The 20434-nt window shown below is 74.0% G+C and carries 22 protein-coding genes; 4 read left to right on the plus strand and 18 right to left on the minus strand.

The window, feature by feature from the left end; all coding sequences use genetic code 11:
• Positions 1–47: 47 nt before the first annotated feature.
• The 3 genes from Dvina_RS29800 to Dvina_RS29810 form a co-directional block, all read right to left on the minus strand.
• Complete coding sequence (locus tag Dvina_RS29800; RefSeq protein WP_223092647.1) at positions 48–281, minus strand: hypothetical protein; 234 nt, start codon at positions 279–281, stop codon at positions 48–50.
• 876 nt (positions 282–1157) lie between these two features.
• Positions 1158–1340 carry a hypothetical protein gene (locus tag Dvina_RS29805; protein ID WP_223092648.1) on the minus strand — a complete coding sequence of 61 codons (183 nt, stop codon included), beginning with the start codon at positions 1338–1340 and terminating at the stop codon, positions 1158–1160.
• Between the two features lie 237 nt (positions 1341–1577).
• A complete protein-coding gene (locus Dvina_RS29810; protein ID WP_246655403.1) occupies positions 1578–3041 on the minus strand; it encodes an MFS transporter in 1464 nt (487 codons plus the stop codon).
• Between the two features lie 156 nt (positions 3042–3197).
• Between Dvina_RS29810 and Dvina_RS29815 the strand changes: the two genes are divergently transcribed.
• Together Dvina_RS29815 and Dvina_RS54575 are read left to right on the plus strand one after the other, a co-directional pair.
• The gene (locus Dvina_RS29815) at positions 3198–3461 is read left to right on the plus strand and encodes a hypothetical protein (RefSeq protein WP_223092649.1); all 264 of its coding nucleotides are present in this window, start codon (positions 3198–3200) and stop codon (positions 3459–3461) included.
• Between the two features lie 88 nt (positions 3462–3549).
• Positions 3550–4710, plus strand: a complete 1161-nt coding sequence (locus Dvina_RS54575; RefSeq protein WP_246655404.1) for an exo-alpha-sialidase — start codon at positions 3550–3552, stop codon at positions 4708–4710.
• 97 nt (positions 4711–4807) lie between these two features.
• Here the strand turns inward: Dvina_RS54575 and Dvina_RS29825 are convergent, their stop codons facing one another.
• Positions 4808–5533 carry an MBL fold metallo-hydrolase gene (locus Dvina_RS29825; protein WP_223092650.1) on the minus strand — a complete coding sequence of 242 codons (726 nt, stop codon included), beginning with the start codon at positions 5531–5533 and terminating at the stop codon, positions 4808–4810.
• A gap of 58 nt (positions 5534–5591) precedes the next feature.
• Here Dvina_RS29825 and Dvina_RS29830 point away from each other — a divergent pair, with 58 nt between their 5' ends.
• Positions 5592–6170, plus strand: a complete 579-nt coding sequence (locus Dvina_RS29830) for a TetR/AcrR family transcriptional regulator (RefSeq protein WP_223092651.1) — start codon at positions 5592–5594, stop codon at positions 6168–6170.
• Here the strand turns inward: Dvina_RS29830 and Dvina_RS29835 are convergent.
• From Dvina_RS29835 to Dvina_RS29850, 4 genes are read right to left on the minus strand one after another with little or no spacing between them, the layout of a single operon-like run.
• Entirely contained in the window at positions 6158–6814 is a 657-nt protein-coding gene (locus tag Dvina_RS29835; protein WP_223092652.1) for an Rv0361 family membrane protein, read from the minus strand. The genes Dvina_RS29830 and Dvina_RS29835 overlap by 13 nt on opposite strands.
• A gap of 33 nt (positions 6815–6847) precedes the next feature.
• Entirely contained in the window at positions 6848–7315 is a 468-nt protein-coding gene (locus Dvina_RS29840) for a hypothetical protein (protein ID WP_223092653.1), read from the minus strand.
• Positions 7316–7340: 25 nt separating this feature from the next.
• Positions 7341–7889: an RNA polymerase sigma factor gene (locus Dvina_RS29845; RefSeq protein ID WP_223092654.1), complete on the minus strand. Its 549-nt coding sequence runs from the start codon at positions 7887–7889 to the stop codon at positions 7341–7343.
• Positions 7886–9031 (minus strand): S8 family serine peptidase, encoded by a 1146-nt coding sequence (locus tag Dvina_RS29850; RefSeq protein ID WP_223092655.1) that lies wholly within the window; start codon positions 9029–9031, stop codon positions 7886–7888. Before Dvina_RS29850 ends, Dvina_RS29845 begins: the two co-directional genes overlap by 4 nt.
• A 103-nt stretch (positions 9032–9134) precedes the next feature.
• Between Dvina_RS29850 and Dvina_RS29855 the strand changes: the two genes are divergently transcribed.
• Positions 9135–11747, plus strand: coding sequence for a CHAT domain-containing protein (locus Dvina_RS29855; RefSeq protein WP_223092656.1), 2613 nt, complete (start codon positions 9135–9137; stop codon positions 11745–11747).
• Positions 11748–11764: 17 nt separating this feature from the next.
• On the opposite strand, the gene Dvina_RS29860 is transcribed toward Dvina_RS29855, so the two are convergent.
• The 10 genes from Dvina_RS29860 to Dvina_RS29905 are packed head-to-tail and all read right to left on the minus strand — an operon-like array spanning position 11765 to position 20292.
• Positions 11765–12547: a hypothetical protein gene (locus Dvina_RS29860; RefSeq protein ID WP_246655405.1), complete on the minus strand. Its 783-nt coding sequence runs from the start codon at positions 12545–12547 to the stop codon at positions 11765–11767.
• 5 nt (positions 12548–12552) lie between these two features.
• Entirely contained in the window at positions 12553–13017 is a 465-nt protein-coding gene (locus Dvina_RS29865; RefSeq protein WP_223092657.1) for a hypothetical protein, read from the minus strand.
• Position 13018: 1 nt separating this feature from the next.
• On the minus strand, positions 13019–14077 hold the full coding sequence (locus Dvina_RS29870) for a PASTA domain-containing protein (RefSeq protein ID WP_223092658.1): 1059 nt from the start codon (positions 14075–14077) through the stop codon (positions 13019–13021).
• 3 nt (positions 14078–14080) lie between these two features.
• Positions 14081–14563, minus strand: coding sequence for a phage tail protein (locus Dvina_RS29875; protein ID WP_223092659.1), 483 nt, complete (start codon positions 14561–14563; stop codon positions 14081–14083).
• Positions 14550–17120 (minus strand): putative baseplate assembly protein, encoded by a 2571-nt coding sequence (locus tag Dvina_RS29880; RefSeq protein ID WP_223092660.1) that lies wholly within the window; start codon positions 17118–17120, stop codon positions 14550–14552. Before Dvina_RS29880 ends, Dvina_RS29875 begins: the two co-directional genes overlap by 14 nt.
• Positions 17117–17554, minus strand: a complete 438-nt coding sequence (locus tag Dvina_RS29885) for a GPW/gp25 family protein (RefSeq protein WP_223092661.1) — start codon at positions 17552–17554, stop codon at positions 17117–17119. The genes Dvina_RS29880 and Dvina_RS29885 overlap by 4 nt, the downstream gene beginning before the upstream one ends.
• The gene (locus Dvina_RS29890) at positions 17551–17889 is read right to left on the minus strand and encodes a hypothetical protein (protein WP_223092662.1); all 339 of its coding nucleotides are present in this window, start codon (positions 17887–17889) and stop codon (positions 17551–17553) included. Before Dvina_RS29890 ends, Dvina_RS29885 begins: the two co-directional genes overlap by 4 nt.
• Positions 17886–19400 carry a phage baseplate assembly protein V gene (locus Dvina_RS29895; protein WP_223092663.1) on the minus strand — a complete coding sequence of 505 codons (1515 nt, stop codon included), beginning with the start codon at positions 19398–19400 and terminating at the stop codon, positions 17886–17888. Before Dvina_RS29895 ends, Dvina_RS29890 begins: the two co-directional genes overlap by 4 nt.
• Positions 19397–20128 (minus strand): CIS tube protein, encoded by a 732-nt coding sequence (locus tag Dvina_RS29900; protein ID WP_223092664.1) that lies wholly within the window; start codon positions 20126–20128, stop codon positions 19397–19399. Before Dvina_RS29900 ends, Dvina_RS29895 begins: the two co-directional genes overlap by 4 nt.
• Positions 20116–20292, minus strand: coding sequence for a hypothetical protein (locus Dvina_RS29905; RefSeq protein WP_223092665.1), 177 nt, complete (start codon positions 20290–20292; stop codon positions 20116–20118). The genes Dvina_RS29900 and Dvina_RS29905 overlap by 13 nt, the downstream gene beginning before the upstream one ends.
• Positions 20293–20434: the final 142 nt, after the last annotated feature.

Genomic DNA, 20434 nt, shown 5'->3' on the forward strand with positions numbered 1-20434 from the left:
TCGGGGCGAACGGTCGAGTGCATGAGCGGCGGACCTGCGACGACCTGTCAGTTCAGCGGCACGCCCGCGGCGCTCAGGCGGCGGCCGCGGACGACCACCACCCGGTCGCCGAGTACGCGGCCCTCGTGGCCGAGCTGGGTGCCGTGCACGTAGTACCAGAGCTCGTTGTCGTACGTGAGCGGCGCCTCACGTTCGACGTGGCGGACACGCAGCGCAAGCTCGCCGGTGCCGTACATGTAGTCTCGCTCGGCCAAGAGCAGAACGAGCTTCTCGGTGCTCACGCTGCCTCCAGGCAATCGGGAACGCCGACGTTACACTTATCGCTGCGCAAGGGATACCGGACAGTATGTGACTGTTCGGCTGGCGGGCAACATGGTTCGCTTACTGGACCGCCGGGTCGGCGATGAAACCTTTTGGCCGCCACTTTGGTGTGGGCGCGGGTTTCCGGAGCTCAGCGCGGTTGGAATGAACAGCCCGCGCGGAGCGCGATCGCGCACGGGCCGTTCATGCATCCAGGACACCGTGACCGCCGCTCCGCCGGAAACCCCCTATCCGGGCTCCTTGAGCGAATCTTGCGAAAGCTGACCGTTTAGGGGGCTGCGTCCACTGTGGAGGCCCGCGGTGCCGCCCGCGACCGACAGTCACCGGCCGTCACCTCAGCGACGATCTACGGACGGCTCATCAGACCTGGTTGGGCCCCATGAAGGTGAGGTCCCGCATGATCGGCGCCAGGGAACCCGCAGACGTTGGGCGGCCGAACCGCTGAGCCGGCCGAACCGCCGAGTCACCCAGCCGTCGAACCCTCCAGCCGCTCGGCCGCCGAGCCGCCAAGCCGCTCAATCGCCCAATCACCGCGCCGCCAAGCCGCCCAGCCGCTCAATCGCCGCGCCGCCAAGCCGTCCAGTCGCCGTGCCGCCAGCCGGCGAGCCGCCCAGTCGCCGTGCCGCCCAGTCGCCGTGCCGCCGAAACGCCCAGCCGCTCAATCGCTCAGTCACCGTGCCGCCAAGCCGTCCAGTCGCCGTGCCGCCAGCCGGCGAGCCGCCCAGTCACCGTGCCGCCCAGTCGCCGTGCCGCCGAAACGCCCAGCCGCTCAATCGCTCAGTCACCGTGCCGCCAAGCCGTCCAGTCGCCGTGCCGCCAGCCGGCGAGCCGCCCAGTCACCGTGCCGCCCAGTCGCCGTGCCGCCGAAACACCGAACCGCTCAATCGCCGCGCCGCCCAGCCGCCGAGCCCGCGCCCCGCCCAGTCGCCGTGCCGCCCAGTCGTCGAGGTGCCCAATCGTCGAGGTGCCCAGCCGTCGAGGTGCCCAGCCGTCGAGCCGTCCAGCATCTCGATCACCAACGGCGCAGCGTGCGAAGCGTCCTCATACGGCGCCCCGAGACCAGCCGTTCCCGTAGAGGCCGGTCGCCGCGGCCCGGTCGGCGTAAGTCGCAGGTCCGGCACCATCACGTGCCGGACCGTACGCGTGGCCGACCCACCGAGATCAACCGGACCGTCGAGCCCGGCGACTCGCAGCGCACCAGCGAGCCGGCCACCAGCGGGGTACGACAGGCAGTGCAGTGGGGTACGGCAGGCGACTCAGCGCAAAGCCTCGACCTCGTCGGGAAGGTCCTCGACACCGACCGCCAGAGCCTGCTCGTGGCGGCGGCGGGCCGAGGGCAGGATCAGCGCCGCGACGATGCCCAGGACCGCGACGCCCGCGCAGAGCCAGAAGCCCTTCGTGAACGCGTCGTCGGTCGGCAGGCCGCGGGCGGTGGTGTTGGAGGCGATGACCGCGGCGATGACGGCCGTGCCGATGCTGCTGCCGATGGTCCGGGCGATCGTGTTGACGCTCGCCGCCTCGCCGGTGTGGGTGGCCGGGACGCTCTCGATGATGGCGTTGGACATCGCGGCGAACGCGAGGCCGATGCCGGCGCCGGTGAACAGGCCGGAGACCAGGATCTGCCAGATCGCGCCGTGCCCGGCGGCGGGCAGGACGAACGCGGCGGTGACCGCGGCCGCGCCCAGGGTCATCGGGACCTTCGGGCCGAAGCGGCGGTCGAGCAGGCCGGCGAGCGGGCCGAAGACCAGCATCATGAGCACCGTCGGGAGCAGGAACAGGCCGGCCTGGGAGACCGACTTGCCGAAGCCGTAGCCGGTGGCCGCGGGGAGCTCCAGCAGCGTCGGGACGAGCACGAACGTGCCGAACATGGCGAAACCGAAGATCAGCGCCACGAGGTTGGTGGCCCACACACCGCGCAGGGCCATCAGGCGCATGTCGACCAGCGGCTCGCGCACGCGCAGTTCGACCACGACGAAGACGGCGAGGAGCACGACCCCGGCGGCCAGCAGCACGACCGTCTGCGGGCTCCCCCAGCCCCACTCGCGGCCCTTGCTGATCGCCAGGAGCAGCGAAACAAGGGCGGCGGAGAGGATCGCGGCGCCGATCAGGTCGAGGCGTCCGGGTGCGCGCACGGGCGACTCCGGTACCCCCACCAGGACGCCTATGAGGGCGATCCCGACCACCACCAGCGGAAACCAGAACAGCCAGTGCCACGACAGGTTGTCCACGATCGGGCCGGCGGCGACGATCCCGACGCCCGCGCCGATGCCGAAGATGGCCGAGAGCAGCCCGACGGTGACGCCGACGCGTTCGCGGGGCAGTTCGTCGCGGACGATGCCGATCGACAGCGGCATGATGGCGCCGGCCGCGCCCTGCAGCGCGCGGGCGACGATGAGCACCGTCAGGTTCGGCGCGAGCGCGGCCAGCAGCGTTCCGGCGGCCAGGATGACCAGGACGACGAGCATGACGCGGCGCTTGCCGACCATGTCGCCGAGCCGGCCGAGGATCGGCGTGAGGACCGAGGCCGACAGCAGGTACGCCGTGAGAATCCAGCTGATGTCGCCCGTCGACGCGTGCAGGTCCCGGGCGATGATCGGCAGTGCGGGCGCGACGAGCGATTGCAGCACCGCGAACGCCAGGCCGCCGAGCGACAGGAACAGCACGACAAGGGTGCTGTTCGAGTGCCGGCCGGTGCGTTCGCCCGACGGCGTAGATGTCACGGGTACCCCTCAGCATGTAAACGACTGTTGACTTCGACCGTAGCGAGCGATCCACAGCGAAGTCAACAGCGGTTTACACCACACCGCTCGACGCCCGGCGGCGAGCCGATCGGGTCCGGGCGTTCAAGACCCTGCTCCGGGGGTACTGGACAAACCATGACTTTCGACCCGGAACAGATGGAAGCGGAGCAGGAGATCCTGCGCAACGGCGGCCCCACGCGCACGGGAGGCGTGCAGACCACCACCGGCTCGAGCGCCGGACCGGGCGGCTCCGGCCGCGCGCCGCAGCGCCACGTGGAGCCCGGCGCGCTGACGACCACCGGCGACGCCACGACCGGCGGCATGTCCTCCCCGGCCGAGGGCAGCACGAGCGACGCCAGCGGCCCGGCCGCCGAGGCGGGCGACTTCACCGACCGCTGAGCCGCAGCGCCGGGAGCGACCGTAACGCGACCATTGACATGGAACGATATTCCACATAGATCTGTCGACCATGTTCACGCTGCGGCGGATGGCCGCGATTCTGGCCGTCGTCGTGGCGGTGGTGGCGCTCGGCGCCCCACCGGCCATGGCGGTCAGCCAGTTCCAGAAGCTCTACCAGGAGCCCGACGCCTACGAGGCCCGGTTCCCCGACATCCTCAAGCTCGACGACGGCCGCCTCATGGCGGTCTGGCACCGGGCCACCGAGCACGTCAGCCCGACCAGCTTCGGCACCGTCCAGGTCTCGTTCGGGACCAGGAGCGGCGCGACGTGGAGCTGGGTCACCCACCAGGCCCTCGCGCACCCGGCGACGATGGCGGACCGGGACATGCGCGACCCGAAGATCGGCAAGATGCACGACGGCTCGGTGGTGCTGACGTTCTTCGTGCCGGGCGACGGCGTCTACTACTCGGTCTGGAAGCCCGGCTGGAACAACTTCACCGACCCCGTCAAGCTCGTCGTGCCCGGCATCGGCGGCAGCGCGCTCGCCGAGCACGGCAGCGTCCTGGCCCTCGACGACCGGGGCGGCCGGGCCGACCAGGTCCTGATCCCCGTGTACAACGACACCGGCGCGTGGTTCGTGCGGGCCACCTGGCAGCCGGTGAGCACGGTGCGGCTGCTCGTCGCCGACGCGTTCCAGCTGGGCGCGAACACCCCGGTCGGCAACGGCTTCACCGAGAACTACACCGAGCCGAGCTTCGTGCAGGTCCAGGGCACCGTCGTCGCCGTCGTGCGGCACGCGCAGAACATGGGCACGACGTCCAACCAGGCTCCGGCCCTGGTGCTGCGGTGGGACCCGTACACGTTCACCGGCGCCGCCGGCGACTACACCACGCAGTTCGTCAACGTCCTGGCCAGCTCGCACAACCTGCTCAAGACGCACGACGACAAGGTGCTGTTCACGTTCGGCGACAAGGCCGTGGCGCTGCGCCCGACCTACGGCATCCTCGTCGACCAGCCGCTGCAGACCTGGCCGGCCGGGCCGAAGGTGCTCATCTACAACTCCGGCATCGCCAACGGCGACCAGGCCAACCCGTCGAGCGTCGAGGTCGGGTCCGGCACCGCGGCCGACCCCTTCGCGTTCTTCACGCTCGCCTACAACGCGAAGGCGAAGAGCACCACCGAGGGCAACAACCAGTCCCCCAACGGCGGCTCGCTCTGGATCATGCGCAGCGTCGCGTCCGAGTACTGAAGCGTCTGCTCAGAAGTCCTGTCCGTAACCCCGGCGACTGTCGCCCGGCGGCCGGCCGTCGGAGTCGGCCCGGCGGACAGGACTTCCGGCAACGTGCTCAGGACGCAGCGGCGGCCGTCCGGATCGCGCGGACGGCCGCCGGGATGCCGCCGGACCACGGGGCACCGTGCCCGGGCAGCAGCCACTTCGCCTCGATGCCGGCCAGGCGCTCCAGCGAGTCGAGGGCCTGCTGCGGCTCATCGGTGAACGGGGCCGGCTGCGGGCCGGTCCGGCCGGTCAGCACGTGGCGGGTGGTGAGGCCGTCGCCGACGAACACGGCGTCGGCCACCGGGACGTGCACGGCGATGCTGCCGGCGGAGTGGCCGGGCAGGGCGATGACCCGCGGGGCGCCGGGCAGGTCCAGCACCTGGCCGTCCGCGACCGGGACGACCTCGGTCAGGTACGTGGTGCGCAGGCCGCCCTTGCGGATCGTGTGCCACAGGAAGCCGGTCATGGGCAGCACCTTCTTGGGCCCCCACGAGTCGGGGCTGTACTTCTCCTCGCCGCGCGCCCGGGCGGCGTCGGCCGCGCCGATGTACACCGGGACGTTGCACTCCCGCCGCAGGCGTTCGGCGAAGCCGATGTGGTCGGTGTCGCCGTGGGTGAGCACGACGCCGCGGACGTCGGCGAGCGTGCGGCCCATGGCGGTCAGCTCACGTCGCAGGTCGTGCCAGTGCCCGGCCAGGCCGGCGTCGATGACGGTGACACCCTCGTCGGTGACGACGAGGTACGCCGCCACGAGATCGTCGCCGATGCGGTGGAGATGCGGCCCCAGGTTTGTCATGATAGCTATGGTAGTTAGCCATGATGGCTACGGTCAATAGCTATGGTGGGGAGCACACATGCCGACGCCCGATCGCACCTCGCTCGAGGAGATCGTCCAGGCCGGCCGCGACATCCTGGAGTCGGCCGGCCTCGACGGGCTGACCATGCAGGCGGTGGCGGCCCGGGTCGGGGTCCGGCCGCCGTCGCTCTACAAGCGGGTCCGCAACCGCGAGGACCTGATCGGCCTCATCACCGAGGCGACCGCGCGCGAGCTGAGCGCCGAGCTGGCCCGGCTCCAGGCCGGCGGCGACGTCCACGCGGAGCTGGCCGCGATGGCCCACGCGTTCCGGGCCTTCGCCCACGCCCGGCCGGCCGCGTTCGCGCTGATCTTCGGCCGCCGGGCGGACCAGGCCCGGCCGACTGTCGCGGCCCTGGCCGAGCTGGCCGCGCCGCTGCTGCGCGTGACCGAGCGGCTGGCCGGTGCGGCGCACGCGCTACCGGCCGCGCGCACCGTCACGGCCTGGCTCTACGGGTTCGTCACGATGGAGCTGGCGGGCGCGTTCAACCTGGGCGGCGACGTCGGCGAGGCGTTCGAGTTCGGCATCGCCCGGCTCACCGAGACCCTGGCGCCGCGGGACGTGCGTCAGGCCCCGTAGCCGCAGATCTTCCAGTCCCCGTCCTCTTTGAGCAGGGTGAGCGACAGGTTGTTGGTGCTCGTCTTGCCGCTTGTCGCGCTGGTCTTCACGGTGAACTGGGTGAAGACGGTCGCCGTGTCGCCGCTGATCGTCTCGCCTGTCACGTGCCAGTCGATGATCCGGTCGTTGTCCGCCGGGTCGTTGGTGGACAGCTCCTTCTTGAGCTTCGCCGCCTCGGTCTTGCACAGGTACTTGCCGAGCTCGTCCGCGGACGGCTTGTCCTTCAGCGCTTCCTTCATGTACGCCTGCACGACCTCGGTCGGCGTGTCGACGAAGACCTTCTGGTAGGTGAAGTAGCCGCCGACGACGACCAGGATCAACGCCAGCAGGGCACCGCCGGCGATCAGCGCGAGCTTGCCGCCGCGCTGCTGGGTGGGCGGCGGCAGCTGGGTCGCCCACGGCACCTGCGGCGGCTGCCCGAACTGCGGCTGTCCGGACTGGGGCTGGCCGTACTGGGGCTGCCCGAACTGCGGCTGGCCGTGCTGGGGCTGTCCGTACTGGGGCTGGCCGTAGGGATCAGGCCGGCCGTAAGGGTCAGGCTGCCCGTAGGGCTGAGGCTGGCCGTAGGGCTGCTGCGGATCCGTCGGTCCCCCGGGGTACGTCACAGCCGGATCCTATACAGCTCCTTCACTGCGCGCTCACAACGGCAAGATCGCCGGGGTGGTGAAGGTCTCGCCGTCCGGGCCCGGGCCCCACGTCACGCGCAGCGGGCCGGACGGCAGGCCGGACGTCGTGAACCGGCCCACCGCGTCCGTCGCACCCGTCCAGGTGCCGTCGCGGTGGCGGATCTCCAGCGGCGCCGCGAGCGGGCGGCTGATCTGCCCGGTCACGTGCACCGTACCGTCCTCGTCGGTCAGCTCCAGGTCCAGCACCGTGTCGCCGGCGCCGTAGCTGAGCATCCGCGAACCGTCGGCGGGCCCGGCCCGGACACCGGCGGCCGCACCGGCGACGGCGCTGTCCAGGAGCAGGGCGGCCAGCGCGTCATCCGCGCAGCGCCAGGCCAAAATGCCGGAAGCGGCCTGCAGCAGTGGTACCGGCGGTGGGTCGACGGTTGCGTAGACGCGCGCGACCGCATCGCCGAGGGCGTCGTCGTCGCTCGCCGTCATGATGGTCTCCTCAATCGGCTCGGCGTCACGTCGACGCCATCAGGCCGCGCAGCATCCCCAGGCAGCGGGCCCGGGTCGGGCCGATGCTCCCGACCGGGATGCCGAGCGCCGCCGCCAGCTCCGCGTAGCTCGGCACCGGGTCGGTGCCCATCGCCCGCAGCAGCCGCGAACAGCGCTCCGGCAGGCGCCCGACGGCCTGCCACAGCAGCCGGTCCTCCTCGGCCCGCAGCACCGTCTCCTCCGGCAGGTCGGAGGTCGACCGCACGGCGGCCATGTGCTCGTCGAGGTCGGTCGGCGACTCCCGGCCGCGGCGGCGCAGCATGTCGATGGCCTCGTTGCGGGCCGTCGTCGCCAGCCAGGCGCCGAGACCCGCGCCATCGCGGACCTGGTGCAGCTTCTCGACCAGGCGGAACCACGTGGCCTGGAACACGTCCGCGGCGTCCGCGTCGGCCAGCCGGAAACTGCGGGCGGTCGCCCACACCAGGCCGGAGTAGCGCGCCACGAGCGAGTCCCAGGCCCGCTGATCCCCGTCGGACGCCTCGATCAGCGCAATGGTGGGATCGAATGTGGTCACGAGATGGCAGGGTACCCGGCGAAGCTGACCGCGGTGCCGGAGAGCACCTGCTTCGCCGCGGCCACCACCCCGCCCGTGTGCGCCGCTTCGGCGATCGCGGCCACGACGTGCGGGGTCGCGAACGAGGTGCCGCTCCAGGCCGCCCAGCCGGTCGTGAACTCCGGGTGGTTGATGTAGGTGCTGACCACGTCGGCCCCGGGCGCGGCGACGCTCACCCACGATCCGGTGTTGCTCCACTGGCACACGGCGGTGCCGTCGTGGGCGGCCACGGCGATCACCTGGTCCTTCCAGGCGACGCCGGCACCGGCGAACGCGGCCGGCCAGAACGGCGGCCCGGCCTGCCCGTCGTTGCCGGCCGCGGCGACCACGAGCCGGTCCTGGCCGAGCAGGAACCGGTTCAGGGCCCAGCGCAGCAGCACCGGCGGCTGATCGTCGGCGGTGTACCCGCCGAGGGACAGGTTCAGAATGTCCGTGTCGTCAAGAGTCGCGACTTTTTGCGCCAGATCCAATTCGGTGCCGACGCCGAACGAGTCGAGCACCTTGACAATGCGGACCCGCGCCTGGCTCGTACCCTGCAGTACCACTCCCGCGATGAAGTTGGCGTGGCCGACGTCGGAGTCGATCACCGAGTCCCCGTCGGCGTCGGTGTTGGTCTCGTAGTCCGACGCCCCGACCGTGTAGCGGCTGACCGGGAGCGGGCTGTCGGACCACACACCGGTGTCCATGACCGCGACCCGCACCGGCGCCTGCGGACCGGGCGCGGCGAGCGTGGCGGCCGCGCTCACCACCGGCCGGCCGAAGGGGCCGCCCTGCCAATGGGGCGTGCCGAGCAGGACGTGGTTCGGGCCGACCTGGACGTCCCCGGCCCGCTCGCGGACCCGCCGGGCGGCGCGCAGCGGGTCGAGGCCCCGCGCACGGATTCGCCGTACCCCCGGCAGCGGCTCGTCCTCGACGAGGTCCGCGGCGCTCTTGCCCTGGGCGGACACGGCGCTGCGGGCGTCGTCGTAGTGCTCGTCCACGGCCAGCAGCTCGTCGCCGACGTAGCGCACCGTCCGCGGCCCGGCCGCGTCCGTGACCAGCCAGGGCAGGGCGGCGAGATGCTCCGCGCGGCGGGCCCGCCACCGCTCCAACCGTTGGTTCACGGCTCCTCCTCGATCTCGTTCGGCAACGTTTGGATGACCCGCCGGGTCATCCGATCGATACGTCGGGTAGGCGACAGTCCCATCCAGTGCAAGGATCGCAATCGTGACCGAAGCCGCAACACCGCTCGCGCTGGCGGCGCGGGCGATCGAGGCGGCGGCGGGCGACCCGCGGCGGGCGCGGACGCTCGCCGAGACGGCCCTGGCCGCGGCGCGCCGGGCTCGGGACCCCGAGGCACTGTCCATGGCGCACCGGGCGGCCGGGCTCGCCGCCCGCGCATCGTACGACGCCGGCGCCGCCGCCCGGCACCTCCGCAAGGCTGTAACCGTTGCCGCCGCACACGATCGGGCGACCGAGGCGGCCGAGGCCCGGATGAGCCTGGCCCTGGTCCTGGACGAGATGGGCCGCCCGGCCGCCGCGGTCCGCGAGATCGACGCCGCCCTGGTCGGCCTGCGCGGGCTGCGCCGGGCCCGGGCCGTGATGCAGCGGGCCGTGATCCTCAACCGGCTCGGCCGCGACGGCGAGGCCCTGGCCGGCTACGGGGCCGCGCTGCGGGTGTTCCGGCGCGCCGGCGACCGGCTGTGGCAGGCCCGGGCGCTCAACAACCGCGGGATCCTGCACGGGTACCACGGCAATCTGCGGCTGGCCCAGGCCGACCTCGACGCCGCCGCCGCGATCTACGCCGGCATGGACCTGCCGGTCGGCGCGGCGCAGGTCCAGCACAACCGCGGTTTCGTGGCCGCGCAGGCCGGCGACGTGCCGGAGGCGCTGGTGCGCTACGCCCGGGCCCGCCCCGAGCTCAGCCGGACCGGACCCGACGCGGTAGGCCTGCTCGACCTCGCCGAGGTACTCCAGTCGGTGCGCCTGCTGCCCGAGGCCCAGCGGGCCGCCCAGGACGCCGTCGACGCCTGCACGGCCGGGCGCCTCGACGGGGTACGCGGTGAGGCGGCGCTGCTGGTGGCCCGCATCGCCCTGGCCCGCGGACGCGCGAGCGAAGCCCGGGCGACGGCGCAGGCGGCCCGGCGCGCGTTCGCCAAGCACGGCCGGCAGCTGCTGGTCCTGCGCGCCCTGGCGGTGGAGCTGTCGGCCCAGATCGCCGCCGGTTCGGCGCACCGCGGCACCCTGCGCCGCCTCCAGGCGACGGCAACCGCACTGACCCGCGCCGGATGGCTGATCCCCGCCTGGGAGGCCTGGCTGGATGCAGTGCATTTGGCGGTACTGCTCCAGGACCGGCCGGCCGCAGCGGCCGGACTGGCCGGGGCGGCCGGGGCGGCCACCCGAGGGCCGGCCGCACTGCGAGCCCGGCTCTGGCACCAGCGCGCCCTGGTCGCCCTGTCCACCGGGGACGTACCCGCCGCCATCCGCGCCGCCGACGCCGGCCTGGCCGAGTTCGAGGTCCACCGCTCCAGCCTGGGCGCCACCGAACTGCGCGTCCGCAGCGGCGCCACCATCGCCGAGCTGGCGGAGTTCCGCCTGGCCCTGGCCGTGGCCCACGAGACACCGCAGCGCCTGCTGGCCACCGCCCAGCGCACGTGCGCCGCGACGCTGTGGCTGCCCCCCGCCCGCCCGAGCGCCGACCAGGTCATCACCCGCGGCCTGGCGATGCTCCGCCGGGTCCACGCCGACCTGTCCGCGGCCCCGATCAGCGCCGCCCACTCCGGCCGCCTGATGCGCTGGCAGCACGACCTCGAGGCCCGCATCCGCACGAGGGCCTGGCAGGCCCAGGGCACCGGCCCCGCCGAGTCGGGCCGCCTGGCGCTCGACGACCTCGCCGCCGCGCTGGGCCCGGCCGCGCTCGTCGACTTCGTGGCCGTGGCCGGCGTCCTGCACGCCCTGGTGGTCACCGACGGCCGGGTCGTCCACCGCCCCCTGGGCCCGCTGGCCCCCCTGGTGGAGGAGCTGGGCGGCCTGCGCTTCGCCCAGCGCCGCCTGGTGATGGTCCGCGGCCACGCCGGCGCCGCCGCGGCCGCCGCCCGGCACGCGGCCCGGGCCCTGGACGCGGCCCTCCTGGCGCCCCTGGCCGACCTGACCGGCGACCGCGACCTCGTCCTGGCCCCGGTGGCCCAGCTGCACGCCGTCCCGTGGGCCCTCCTGCCGAGCTGCCGCGGCCGCCCCGTGCGGGTGGCCCCGTCGGCCGCGATGTGGTGGCGCGCGCACCGCACCGCCCAGCCCACGGGCCCGGCCGTCCTCGTCGGCCCGTCCGACCCGCCCCACGCCGGCCTGGAGGTGGCCCGCATCGCCGAGTTCGCCCCCGACGCCCGGGTCCTGACCGGCCACCGGGCGAGGGCGGCCGACGTCCTGTCCGCCCTCGACGGCGCGCGGATCGGCCACATCGCCTGCCACGGCGACTTCCGCAGCGACAACGCCCTGTTCTCCGCGCTGCGCCTGAGCGACGGCCCGCTGACCATCTACGACCTGTCCGCCCTGCGCACCGCGCCCGGCCTGCTGGTCCTGTCGGGCTGCGACACGGGTGTCTCCGCCGTGCACCTGGGCGAGGAGCTGCTGGGCCTGACGAGCGCCCTCCTGCAGCTGGGCACCCGCACGGTCCTGGCCAGCACGGGCCCGGTCGACGACGAGGCCACGGCCGCCCTGATGGCCGACGTCCACAAACGCCTGGCCGCCGGCTACACCCCGGCCGCCGCCCTGGCCGCCGCGCAGCTCTCCGCCGACCAGGCCCACCACCACAGCACTGGCGTCTTCGCCTGCTTCGGCGCCTGACCCCCGGCCGCGCCGGGTCAGGTGGCGACGGCCAGGGCGGTCGAGCGGGCCTCGTCGGCGGTCGCCTTCGCCGCCGTGACGATGCCGACGACCGCGCCCACCAGCAGGACGACGGCCCACACGATGGCGGCCACGGCGCAGACGATGCCGGCCACCGCGTCGGTGATGCTGGCCAGCACGCCCGGCACGACGCCGTGCAGGAAACTGACCGCCACCGTGCACAGCAGCGACGTCAGCACCAGCGCCACGAGGCCCTTGTTCTGCAGGAACCGCTGCTGGGCCGCGGCGAGCGAGCCGGCGAAGACGAACTTCAGGAACATGATCAAAGACAGGATCACGGTGGCCGTACCGCGCGGGAAAAACCCGAACCCGATGAGGTACGCGATCGTCCCGAACGGAAACGCCAGCAGCAGCGTCACCATGAGGATCAGCTTCGCGACGGCGAGCACCAGCAGCCCGATCGCGGCCAGCACCAGGAGCACGGCGAAGACGAGCGTCACGATCCCCTGCAGCCGGCCCTGGAGCTTGGCCGGCACCACGAGCCCGGCGGCCATCAGGGCGACAGTGAACAGGGCGACCACGTCGACGAGCGCGAGGTACGGCACCCCGAGCCCGGCCGGCCGCTCGACCTGCCCGCCGGCCGGCACCTGCAGCCCGGCGCCGGCCGCCTGGTCGGTCAGTGCGGTGCCGGCATCGAACCCGCCGACGATGAGGTGCTCGCCGAGCTCGACGCAGACGACCAGGGCCATGGCGACGAGGGCGATGATGAAGAACGGGGTGCGCAGGCGCTCGATGTTCACGGCTGTCACTCCCCCGTCATCAGGGTCAGCACGCAGGTCCGCTCGCCCGCGCAGATGACGTCGATCTGGGCGCCGCCTTTGCCGACGGCGACGCTGACGGTGGAGCCGGCCTCGACGTCGCTGCGCACGAGCGTGTCGCGGCCGGGGGCGGGGGCCTGCACGGCGACGTCGCTTTCGCTGCGCAGCCGGACCCTGCGCTGGTCCACTGTGGACTTGGCAACGGTGAGGGTGCAGGTGCCGTTCTTCACGGTGAGCTTCTCCTCCAGCAGGCACGGTGCGGACAGGTCGGCCCGGGCGGCGTCGGGCGTGCCGCCGAAGCGGTGCCCGAGCCAGCCGACGAAGCCGCCGGGCTTGCGCAGGGCCGTGGAGTCCCCGCCGGTGTGGTTGACCGCGGACAGCACGTAGAGCACGGCGATGAGCGCCAGGACGAGGATCGCGATCCGCGGCTGGGTGAGCTTGAAGGCGCCCATGTCAGGCCACCATCTGCGCGTTCAGGGACAGGCTGAACGGGCCCGCCTGGTCGAAGTCGTCGACGGCCGCGACGTACCACCGGAACGTTCCGTCGTTCGTGAAGTAGGCCCCGGTGGGTGACCCGACCACCTGCATGAACGCCGTCTGCACCGGCGGAACGGCGGATCGGGCGTCGACCCGCACGGCGTTCACCCCGAGGGCGGCGCAGATCGGCGCGGAGGCGGAGGTGTTGTGAAAGCAGACTGACGGCGCGTAGACGACCAGCCAGTGGGTGACGTAGCGCTCGGCCTGCTCCCACTGCAACGTGGCTTTGCCCTTGATGCTGATTTTGGCATCGCCGGGGGTCTTCAGGGTCGGCGCGGTGAGCCGCACCGCGACGACGAGGTCCACTTTGGAGCCCACCTCGACCTTGGCTCCGACGGGGGGATTCTGTTCGACGATGTTGCCGACGTGGTCGAGGTCGAGCCGATACTTGACGGCGCCCGGGACGAGCCCCCGGTCGCGCAGCAGAAATCCCGCGTTTTCCTCGTTGTAGCTGAGCACCGTCGGGACCGAGACCAGGCCGGACGCCGGGGCCGACGGCTGCGGTCTCGCCTGCTGCGCCTCGCCGCCGCCGAGGGTGAGGACCAGGGTGACGGTGACGACCGTGATGACCACGAGCGCGGCCGCGACGAGCAGGATCCACATGGGTATCCGGCGCTTCTCGGGTGCGGGCGGGGCGGCGACGTCGAAGACGATCCGGTTGCTCAGCACCGAGGACTCCTCGGGTGCCTCGCTCGCCGAATACACGCGGCCGCGGACCTCGTACGTGCCGGGCGCGGCGCCGTCGGGCACCTGGACGGCGAGCAGGAACGAGGCGGAGCCGCTGGCCGCGACCTGCCGCTGCGGCTGGTCGACGGTGAACCAGGCCGGGTCGGCGCCGTCGCCGGGCACGACCTGGAACACCGCCCGGTCGGCCCGGGCCGCCGGGTTGGTCACGGTGAAGGTGGTCTCCCCCCGCTTGGCGTCGTCGAGCGCGACCCGCTCCGCGGCGGTGGTGACCACCCAGTTGGTGGACATAACCTAAGCCTCCTCAGCAATGTCGGCGGTGACCGCGGCGGGCTTCTCCAGCGCCACGGCGACCCGGATCAGCGGCAGTTGGTCGTGCGCGGCGGCCGGCACCCGCACGACGATGTGGAACGGGCGGTCGGCGGGCTCGTCGATCACGAACCCGGCGACGCCGGTGACGGTGGCCAGCAGCGCGCACAGCCCGGCGGCGGTGCCGCGGGTCCGGGCCAGCTCGCCGGCGCGCGCGGCGAGGTCCCGCTGCCGGCCGGGCGGCAGGGACCGCCCGATGTGGTCCATCGCCAGCCAGCCGAGCAGATAGGGCAGGAACGCGTCAGGTGTGCGGTAGGGCGCGACCAGGTCGTCGACCGCGGCCAGCCGGCCCTCGACGGGCTCGTGCATGCCCTCCATGACGTCCAGGAGCGCGGCGAGCGGCCCGCCGGTGCCGGCGGCGCGCTGGTACACGGCCGGGAGCAGCCGCTCGATGTCAGCGCTGCGCATCGGCCCGCACCACGTCGATCGCGTGCTCCGCCGAGCACAGCAGCCAGGTCGCCGGGATCGTGACGGCCTGGCGGACCTCGCGGCCCGCGGTCTGGGCCCAGGCCGCGCCGTCGTCGGTGCGGTAGGCGCCGCCGGCGGTCCCGGCCAGGACCCGGCCCCGGTGCGTGCCGGGTCCGCTGACCGCGAGGGACGTCACCGCCATGAACCGGGTCCGGTCGCGCAGGGGCAGCCCCGAGTTGACGTTCGCCGGCTGCCACTGCGGGCCCGGCGCGCCGCTGTCGAGGCGCAGGACCCCGCCGCTCTGCGTCGCCGCGACGGCCACCGGTCCGTCGAAGGCGATGTCCCAGCAGGTGCCGCCGGTCCAGCCGGCGTTCATCTTCTCCCACTGCACGCTCGCCTCGAACAGCCGCGCGCGCTGGCAGCCCTGCCCTGGCCTGCTCGCGTCCGGTTCGCCGGCGCCGGCCCACAGAACTGTGGCCGGCCCGTCGAGCTGGACCTCGAGCGTCCGCACGTCGACGTTGCGCAGCCCGACGGGGCTGAACGACCCGGCCGCGCCGCCGAGCACCGAGAGGTAGACGCCCTGCTGAGCCTGGGCCGCGACGGCGACCCCGTGCACCCCGCGGTCGGAGACGAAGGCCCGCACTCCCGAGAACCCTTTGTCGGGATCGGCCTGATCCACCAGAATCTGCAGGGGTACCGCACCCGCCTGCGCCGCCACCGCGTAGAGCCCGGCGTCCGTCGCCAGCAGCAGCGCCGCCGCCCCTTCCCGGTCGATCCAGGCCACGTCGGCGACCGCGGGTTCGAGCGCGGCGACGAGCGTCCACGTCTCGCCGAGGTCGGAGGAGATCCGCACCACGGAGCCGCCGTCCTGATCCCGGCTCACCGCGGCCAGGTGCCCGGGCCGCGCGACGATCCCGGGCCGGGCCGCGGCGGGTGCGACGGTCACGATCCGCACGTCCTCGCCCGGGAACCGGCCGACCGGCTCCCACCCGTCGCCGCCGTTGGTGGAGCGGAAGAGCAGCTCACCGGCGCCGGCGTACCAGGTGTCGGCCTGGTACTGGTCGGCGGCGACGGTCCGCACCACCTGGTCGGGCGCCTCGTCGAGCACGAACCGGACGTCGTCGACGTAGCGCACGCCCGGCTCGGCCTGTTCGAGGAGCCGGTACACGTTCGACGCGCGCAGCGGCTCGCCGAACGCCCAGCCGGTCGGGTTGAGCGGGGTCGGCAGCGGGCTGATGGTGCCGTAGAGCCGGTCGTTGATCCGGCGCCGCACGGCGTCGGGATCCTCGTGCGGCCCGACCACCACCCGGGCCCGGACCGACACCGGCTTGTACCGCGCCCACCCGGCCAGGACCCGCGTGCCGAGCGCCCGCCGGGTGTCGAGGTCGGCCTGGGTCTGGGCGCGCACGTCCTCGGTCTGCAGGGCGAGCAGCGCCGCCATCGGCAGCCGGCCGCCGGGCCGCGACTCGGCGCCGACGTGCGGGACGAGTACCACCTCGACCTCACCGGGGTGGGCGAACGCCCACATGGCGCTGCGGGTGAACGCGGTGGCGCGGGCGACGGCCGGTGACGCGGCGGTCGCGAGGAGCTCGAAGTCGCGGGCGGTGACGGCCCGGCGCAGGGCGAAGAACTCGTAGGGGCCGCGGGTGAGGGCGGACTCGATCGGCTCCAGCGCGCGCCCGCCGACGGCCGCCTGCGGGTTGGTGACGGTGACGCCGGGGATCGGGGTGCGCAGGGCGGTGAGTGTGCCGGGGGCGACGTTGCCGGCCGGGCCGCCGCCGGTGCGGTACCAGAGCCGGACCTCCCGCCCCGCGGCCGGGACCGCCGCGACCGGCACGCCGCCGCCGTCCACGGCCGGTGCGAACGTCACAGTGCCGGTGCTGCGGTCCAGCTGATACACCTTCGCGTCGGGCGCCACGCCGGCGAACCCGGAGACGGCGGCCCAGATCTCGAAGGTGCGCCCGCCGAAGTCCCGGCCGGCCGCGACCTCCCCGGTCGTGCCCGGCGGGACCTCGACCCCGAGCACCACGTCGTACGCCTCGGTCGTCGTCACCAGCGGCGCATGGGCGGTGCGCAGGATCTGCCCGGCCCGCCCGGTGCCCGGGCCGAGCAGCTCCCCGGCGACCACGTCGCAGTGGTAGCCGCGCACGGCGACCTCCGCGGCGCCCGCCGCCAGCTCGGCCGACTCGGTCGTCACGAACACCACCGGCCGCGGATCGGCCCCGCCGGTCCCGGCGACCGCCGTCCCGGCCGGGATCGCGACCCGCGGCCGGTCCTCCCCGGCCCGGCCGAAAACCAGCCCGGCCCAGGCGGCGGCGGGCGGGCGGCGGGCCACGCCGAGCAGGTTCAGGAACTCGACGTACGTCTTCTCCGGCACCCGGTTCAGCCGGTACAGCAGCACCTCCGTCAGGTGCGCGAACGCCTCGACGAGGGTGATGCCGGGGTCGTGCACGGACAGGTCGGTCCACTCGGGGCACGTGCGGGCGATCCGCTCGCGGGCGTCGCGGACGAGGTCGGCGAAGGCGCGGTCGTCGAGGTTGGGCACGGGCAGGCTCATGGTCGGCTCCCAGGTGGTGTCGGGGCGAGGTCGAGGGTCAGGTCGAGGTCGTTGCGCGCGGCCGTGGCCCGGACCCGGTAGCGCAGCCGGATGTTGAGGCGGGTGGCGATGTCCGGGTCGGCGGCCGCGTCGAGCTCGACGATGTCGGCCCGCGGCTCCCAGCGCAGGATCGCCTGGCGCACGTAGTGCACGGCCAGCCCGGCCGTGGTCTGGTCATTGGGCGCGAACAGCAGCCGGTCCAGGTGGCAGCCGTACTCGGGCCGCATCAGCCGCTCCCCCGGCGTCGTCGTGAGCAGCAGCAGCAGCGCCTGTCGCACCGCCGCGTCCCCCTCCACCATGGACAGCGCCCCGGCCGCGGTGACCGCCGGCCCGGTGCCGCCGCCGTACCCGGCCGAGCCGGCACCCGCGAACCAGATCGTCCTCTCGGCGCTCATGTCGCCGCCTCCACGAACCCCTGGCCCGGGTCTCGGACCGTGTAGTGGACGGTGCCGGGCACGGTGCCGTCGGTGAGCCCGTCCAGGTCGGACAGCACGATCCGCTGCCCGCCGATGCGCAGCCACGGGCTGTAGCCGGTGTTCACGGCGAGCGTCGTCGTGCACGGCTTCATCGTCGGCCCGATGTTCGGGCAGCCCGAGACCCGGCACCCTTCCGGATCGGCGTCGACGAGCACGGCGCTGCCGCCGATGCGCACCCACGACTGCCGGGCCGAGTTGTGCACCCGGCCGTCGTGGCCGCAGCGCACCACGGCCGCCAGTGTCACGAGCTTCACGTCAGCCCTCCCGCAATGTCCACGATGGAGTGTTCGAAGTCGACGCTCGACGCCTTGACGGTGATGCCGTGGCCGGGCGCCTCGAGGACCATGTCGGTCGCGGCGTGCAGGCGCAGCAGGTCGGGGCCGAGCTCTACGTACGACCCGGCGTCGTTCTGCAGGCGCAGCGACTTGTGCTCGTCGTCGAAGACGACCGACTGCCCGGCCGCCGTGCGCAGCGACCACCGCCGCACCCGTCCGCCGCTGACCCCGGCTCCGTCCGGCGCGGCCGCCGCCCCGAACAGCGAGCCGAGCACGATCGCGGCCCCGTGTGCGTCCTGCGGCAGCGCCACGAGCACGGCGTCGCCGACGTCGGGCAGCACCACAAGCCCGCGCCCGGCCCCGGCCCCCGGCGCGAGCACCGGCAACCAGCCCAGGTCCAGCCCGGCCACCGCGCCGAGCGTGACCCGGACCCGCCCGCACCCGTCGGGGTCGGCGACGTCGGCGACGGTCCCGAGGGTCAGCGCCGCCCCGCCGCGCTCGGCGGTCCGCTCGGGCGGCCGGCTCGACAGCGTCGCCAGATAACCGTCGGCGTCGACGGTCGTCACGACCTCGCTCAGCACGTACGCCCCGTCGAGCGCCGCGGCGACCCCCTCGACCCGCACCCGGCCGCCGGCCCGCAGGTCCGGGCGGCCCGCCGCGACCCCGTCGAACACCACCGTGCGCGCGTCGCTCACGTCGAGCGCCGCCTGCGCCACCGCCCGCAGCTCGTCCTCCCCGGCCGCGGCCGCGTCGAGCAGCGTCAACGTCCCCGCCCCGCCCGCGGTGCCGACCTGCGGGCGCAGCGCGATGTCACGGCCGCCGGCGGGCCGCTCGGCCGCCGCGGTGAGCAGGTCCGCGGTCCGGGGCCGCCAGGCCGTCGCCGCGCACCGGGCGGCGGCGCGCTCCAGGCTCGCCGAGATCTCCGCGCGGTGCAGGTTGCGGCCGTAGCGCAGCACGACCGGCTCCCCGTGCCCGCGCAGCGACACCAGCCGCAGCCGGCGATCGTCGAGCACCGCGTAGAGCCCGACCCGGGCCAGCGTGGCCGCGAGCAGCTCCAGGTCGCGCTGGCGGTGCTGGAGCACCCGCTCGAAGCGCGGGCCCGGCTCGTCGGCCTCGACCGTCACCCCGAGCCCGGCGGCGACCGCCTCGGCCAACTCCACCGCGTCGACGTGCTCCAGGCACCGCGGCGTCTGCCGTTTGCGCAGGCGGTGCAGCGCGTCGTACGCCACGACCCGCGACACCGTCTCCCCGTCGGCCGCCCGGACCACGTCGACGCCTGTCACGTCCCCGGCGAACAGGTCGCGCTCGTCGCCGCCGACCCGCACCGTGATCCCGGCCCCGAGCAGCTCGACCGCCCGGCCCTGCGGGTCGTGCAGGGTCAGCTCGCACTGCGCCGGCTGCGACAGCCGCCGCGCCACCCGCACCGCCCGGACCCGGCCGCCGCCGGGCAGCTGCTCGCCTCCGGCCCGCACCTCGACCGCCGGGATCACGACCGGCTCCCGGCGGACGGCACCGCGAGGACGGTTCCGGCGCGCACGGCGAGCGGATCGTCGACGTCGTTGTGCGCCGCGAGCTCCCGCCAGCGCATGGGGCTGCCGAGGGCGTCGGCCGCGAGCAGGTCGATGCGGGCGGTGCCGGGGCGGCCGTCGGACGTACCCCCGTCGCCTATCGCTTCGAGCGCGGCCGGACGGTCGGTGTCGCCGTTGGCGGTGGCGGTCCTGGTCAGCTCCTCGTCGAACGAGCAGGCGGCCGACCCGGCCGGCTCACCGACCCGCAGCAGCTTCAGCCGGATCCACGACCGGCCGGGGGCCCCGCCGGCGTTGAACGCGTCGAACCGTTCGGCGATCGCCGACACGACGCACGGCACGTTCCACGACTTGCCCCAGACGAGCCGGATCAGCGGCGGCCGGCCGGCCCCGAGCTCGTGGGCGGTGTTCTCGGCGAGGTTCCACAGCCGGGCGGTGAGCGCCCGCACGTCCTGCGGCGCGCCGCCCGACTCGACAAGCCCGACGTCGAACACCATGTCGAGCAGCAGCTCGGTCCGCCCGCCGCCGGTGAACCGCACGGGGTCGTCGGCCTGCCCGCGCCCGACGATCGGCTCGCTGCCGGCCGCCGGGGTGCGCACCCCGGCCAGCCGCCGCACCTCGAACGTCTCCGGGTTGAGCAGGCAGTCGATCCGCTCACCGGTGGCGTCGATGATGAACGCTACGCGTTCCATGGCAGTCCTCGCTGTTCGTCGTCCAGATACCGGTCCCGTTCCCGCCGCCGCGGCCGCGCGGCGACCGCGAACTGCCCGCCGTCGTCCGGCAGCTGCGGCCACGGCCCCTCCACCGCCGCGAGCGCGACCCGCTCGACGACACCGTGCACCGGCCGTTCATCCACAGTGGACAGCCACGGTGCCGATGCCGGCGCCGGCCCGGGAACCGGTGCAGTCGCCGCGGCCGGGGCAGGCTCCGCGGGTGCACCGGCGCTGTGCAGCGGCGACGGCGATCGGCCGCTCACCACGTCCAGCCAGTGCTGCGGC

The sequence above is a fragment of the Dactylosporangium vinaceum genome (assembly GCF_019904175.1).
GTDB classification, from domain to species: Bacteria; Actinomycetota; Actinomycetes; order Mycobacteriales; family Micromonosporaceae; genus Dactylosporangium; species Dactylosporangium vinaceum.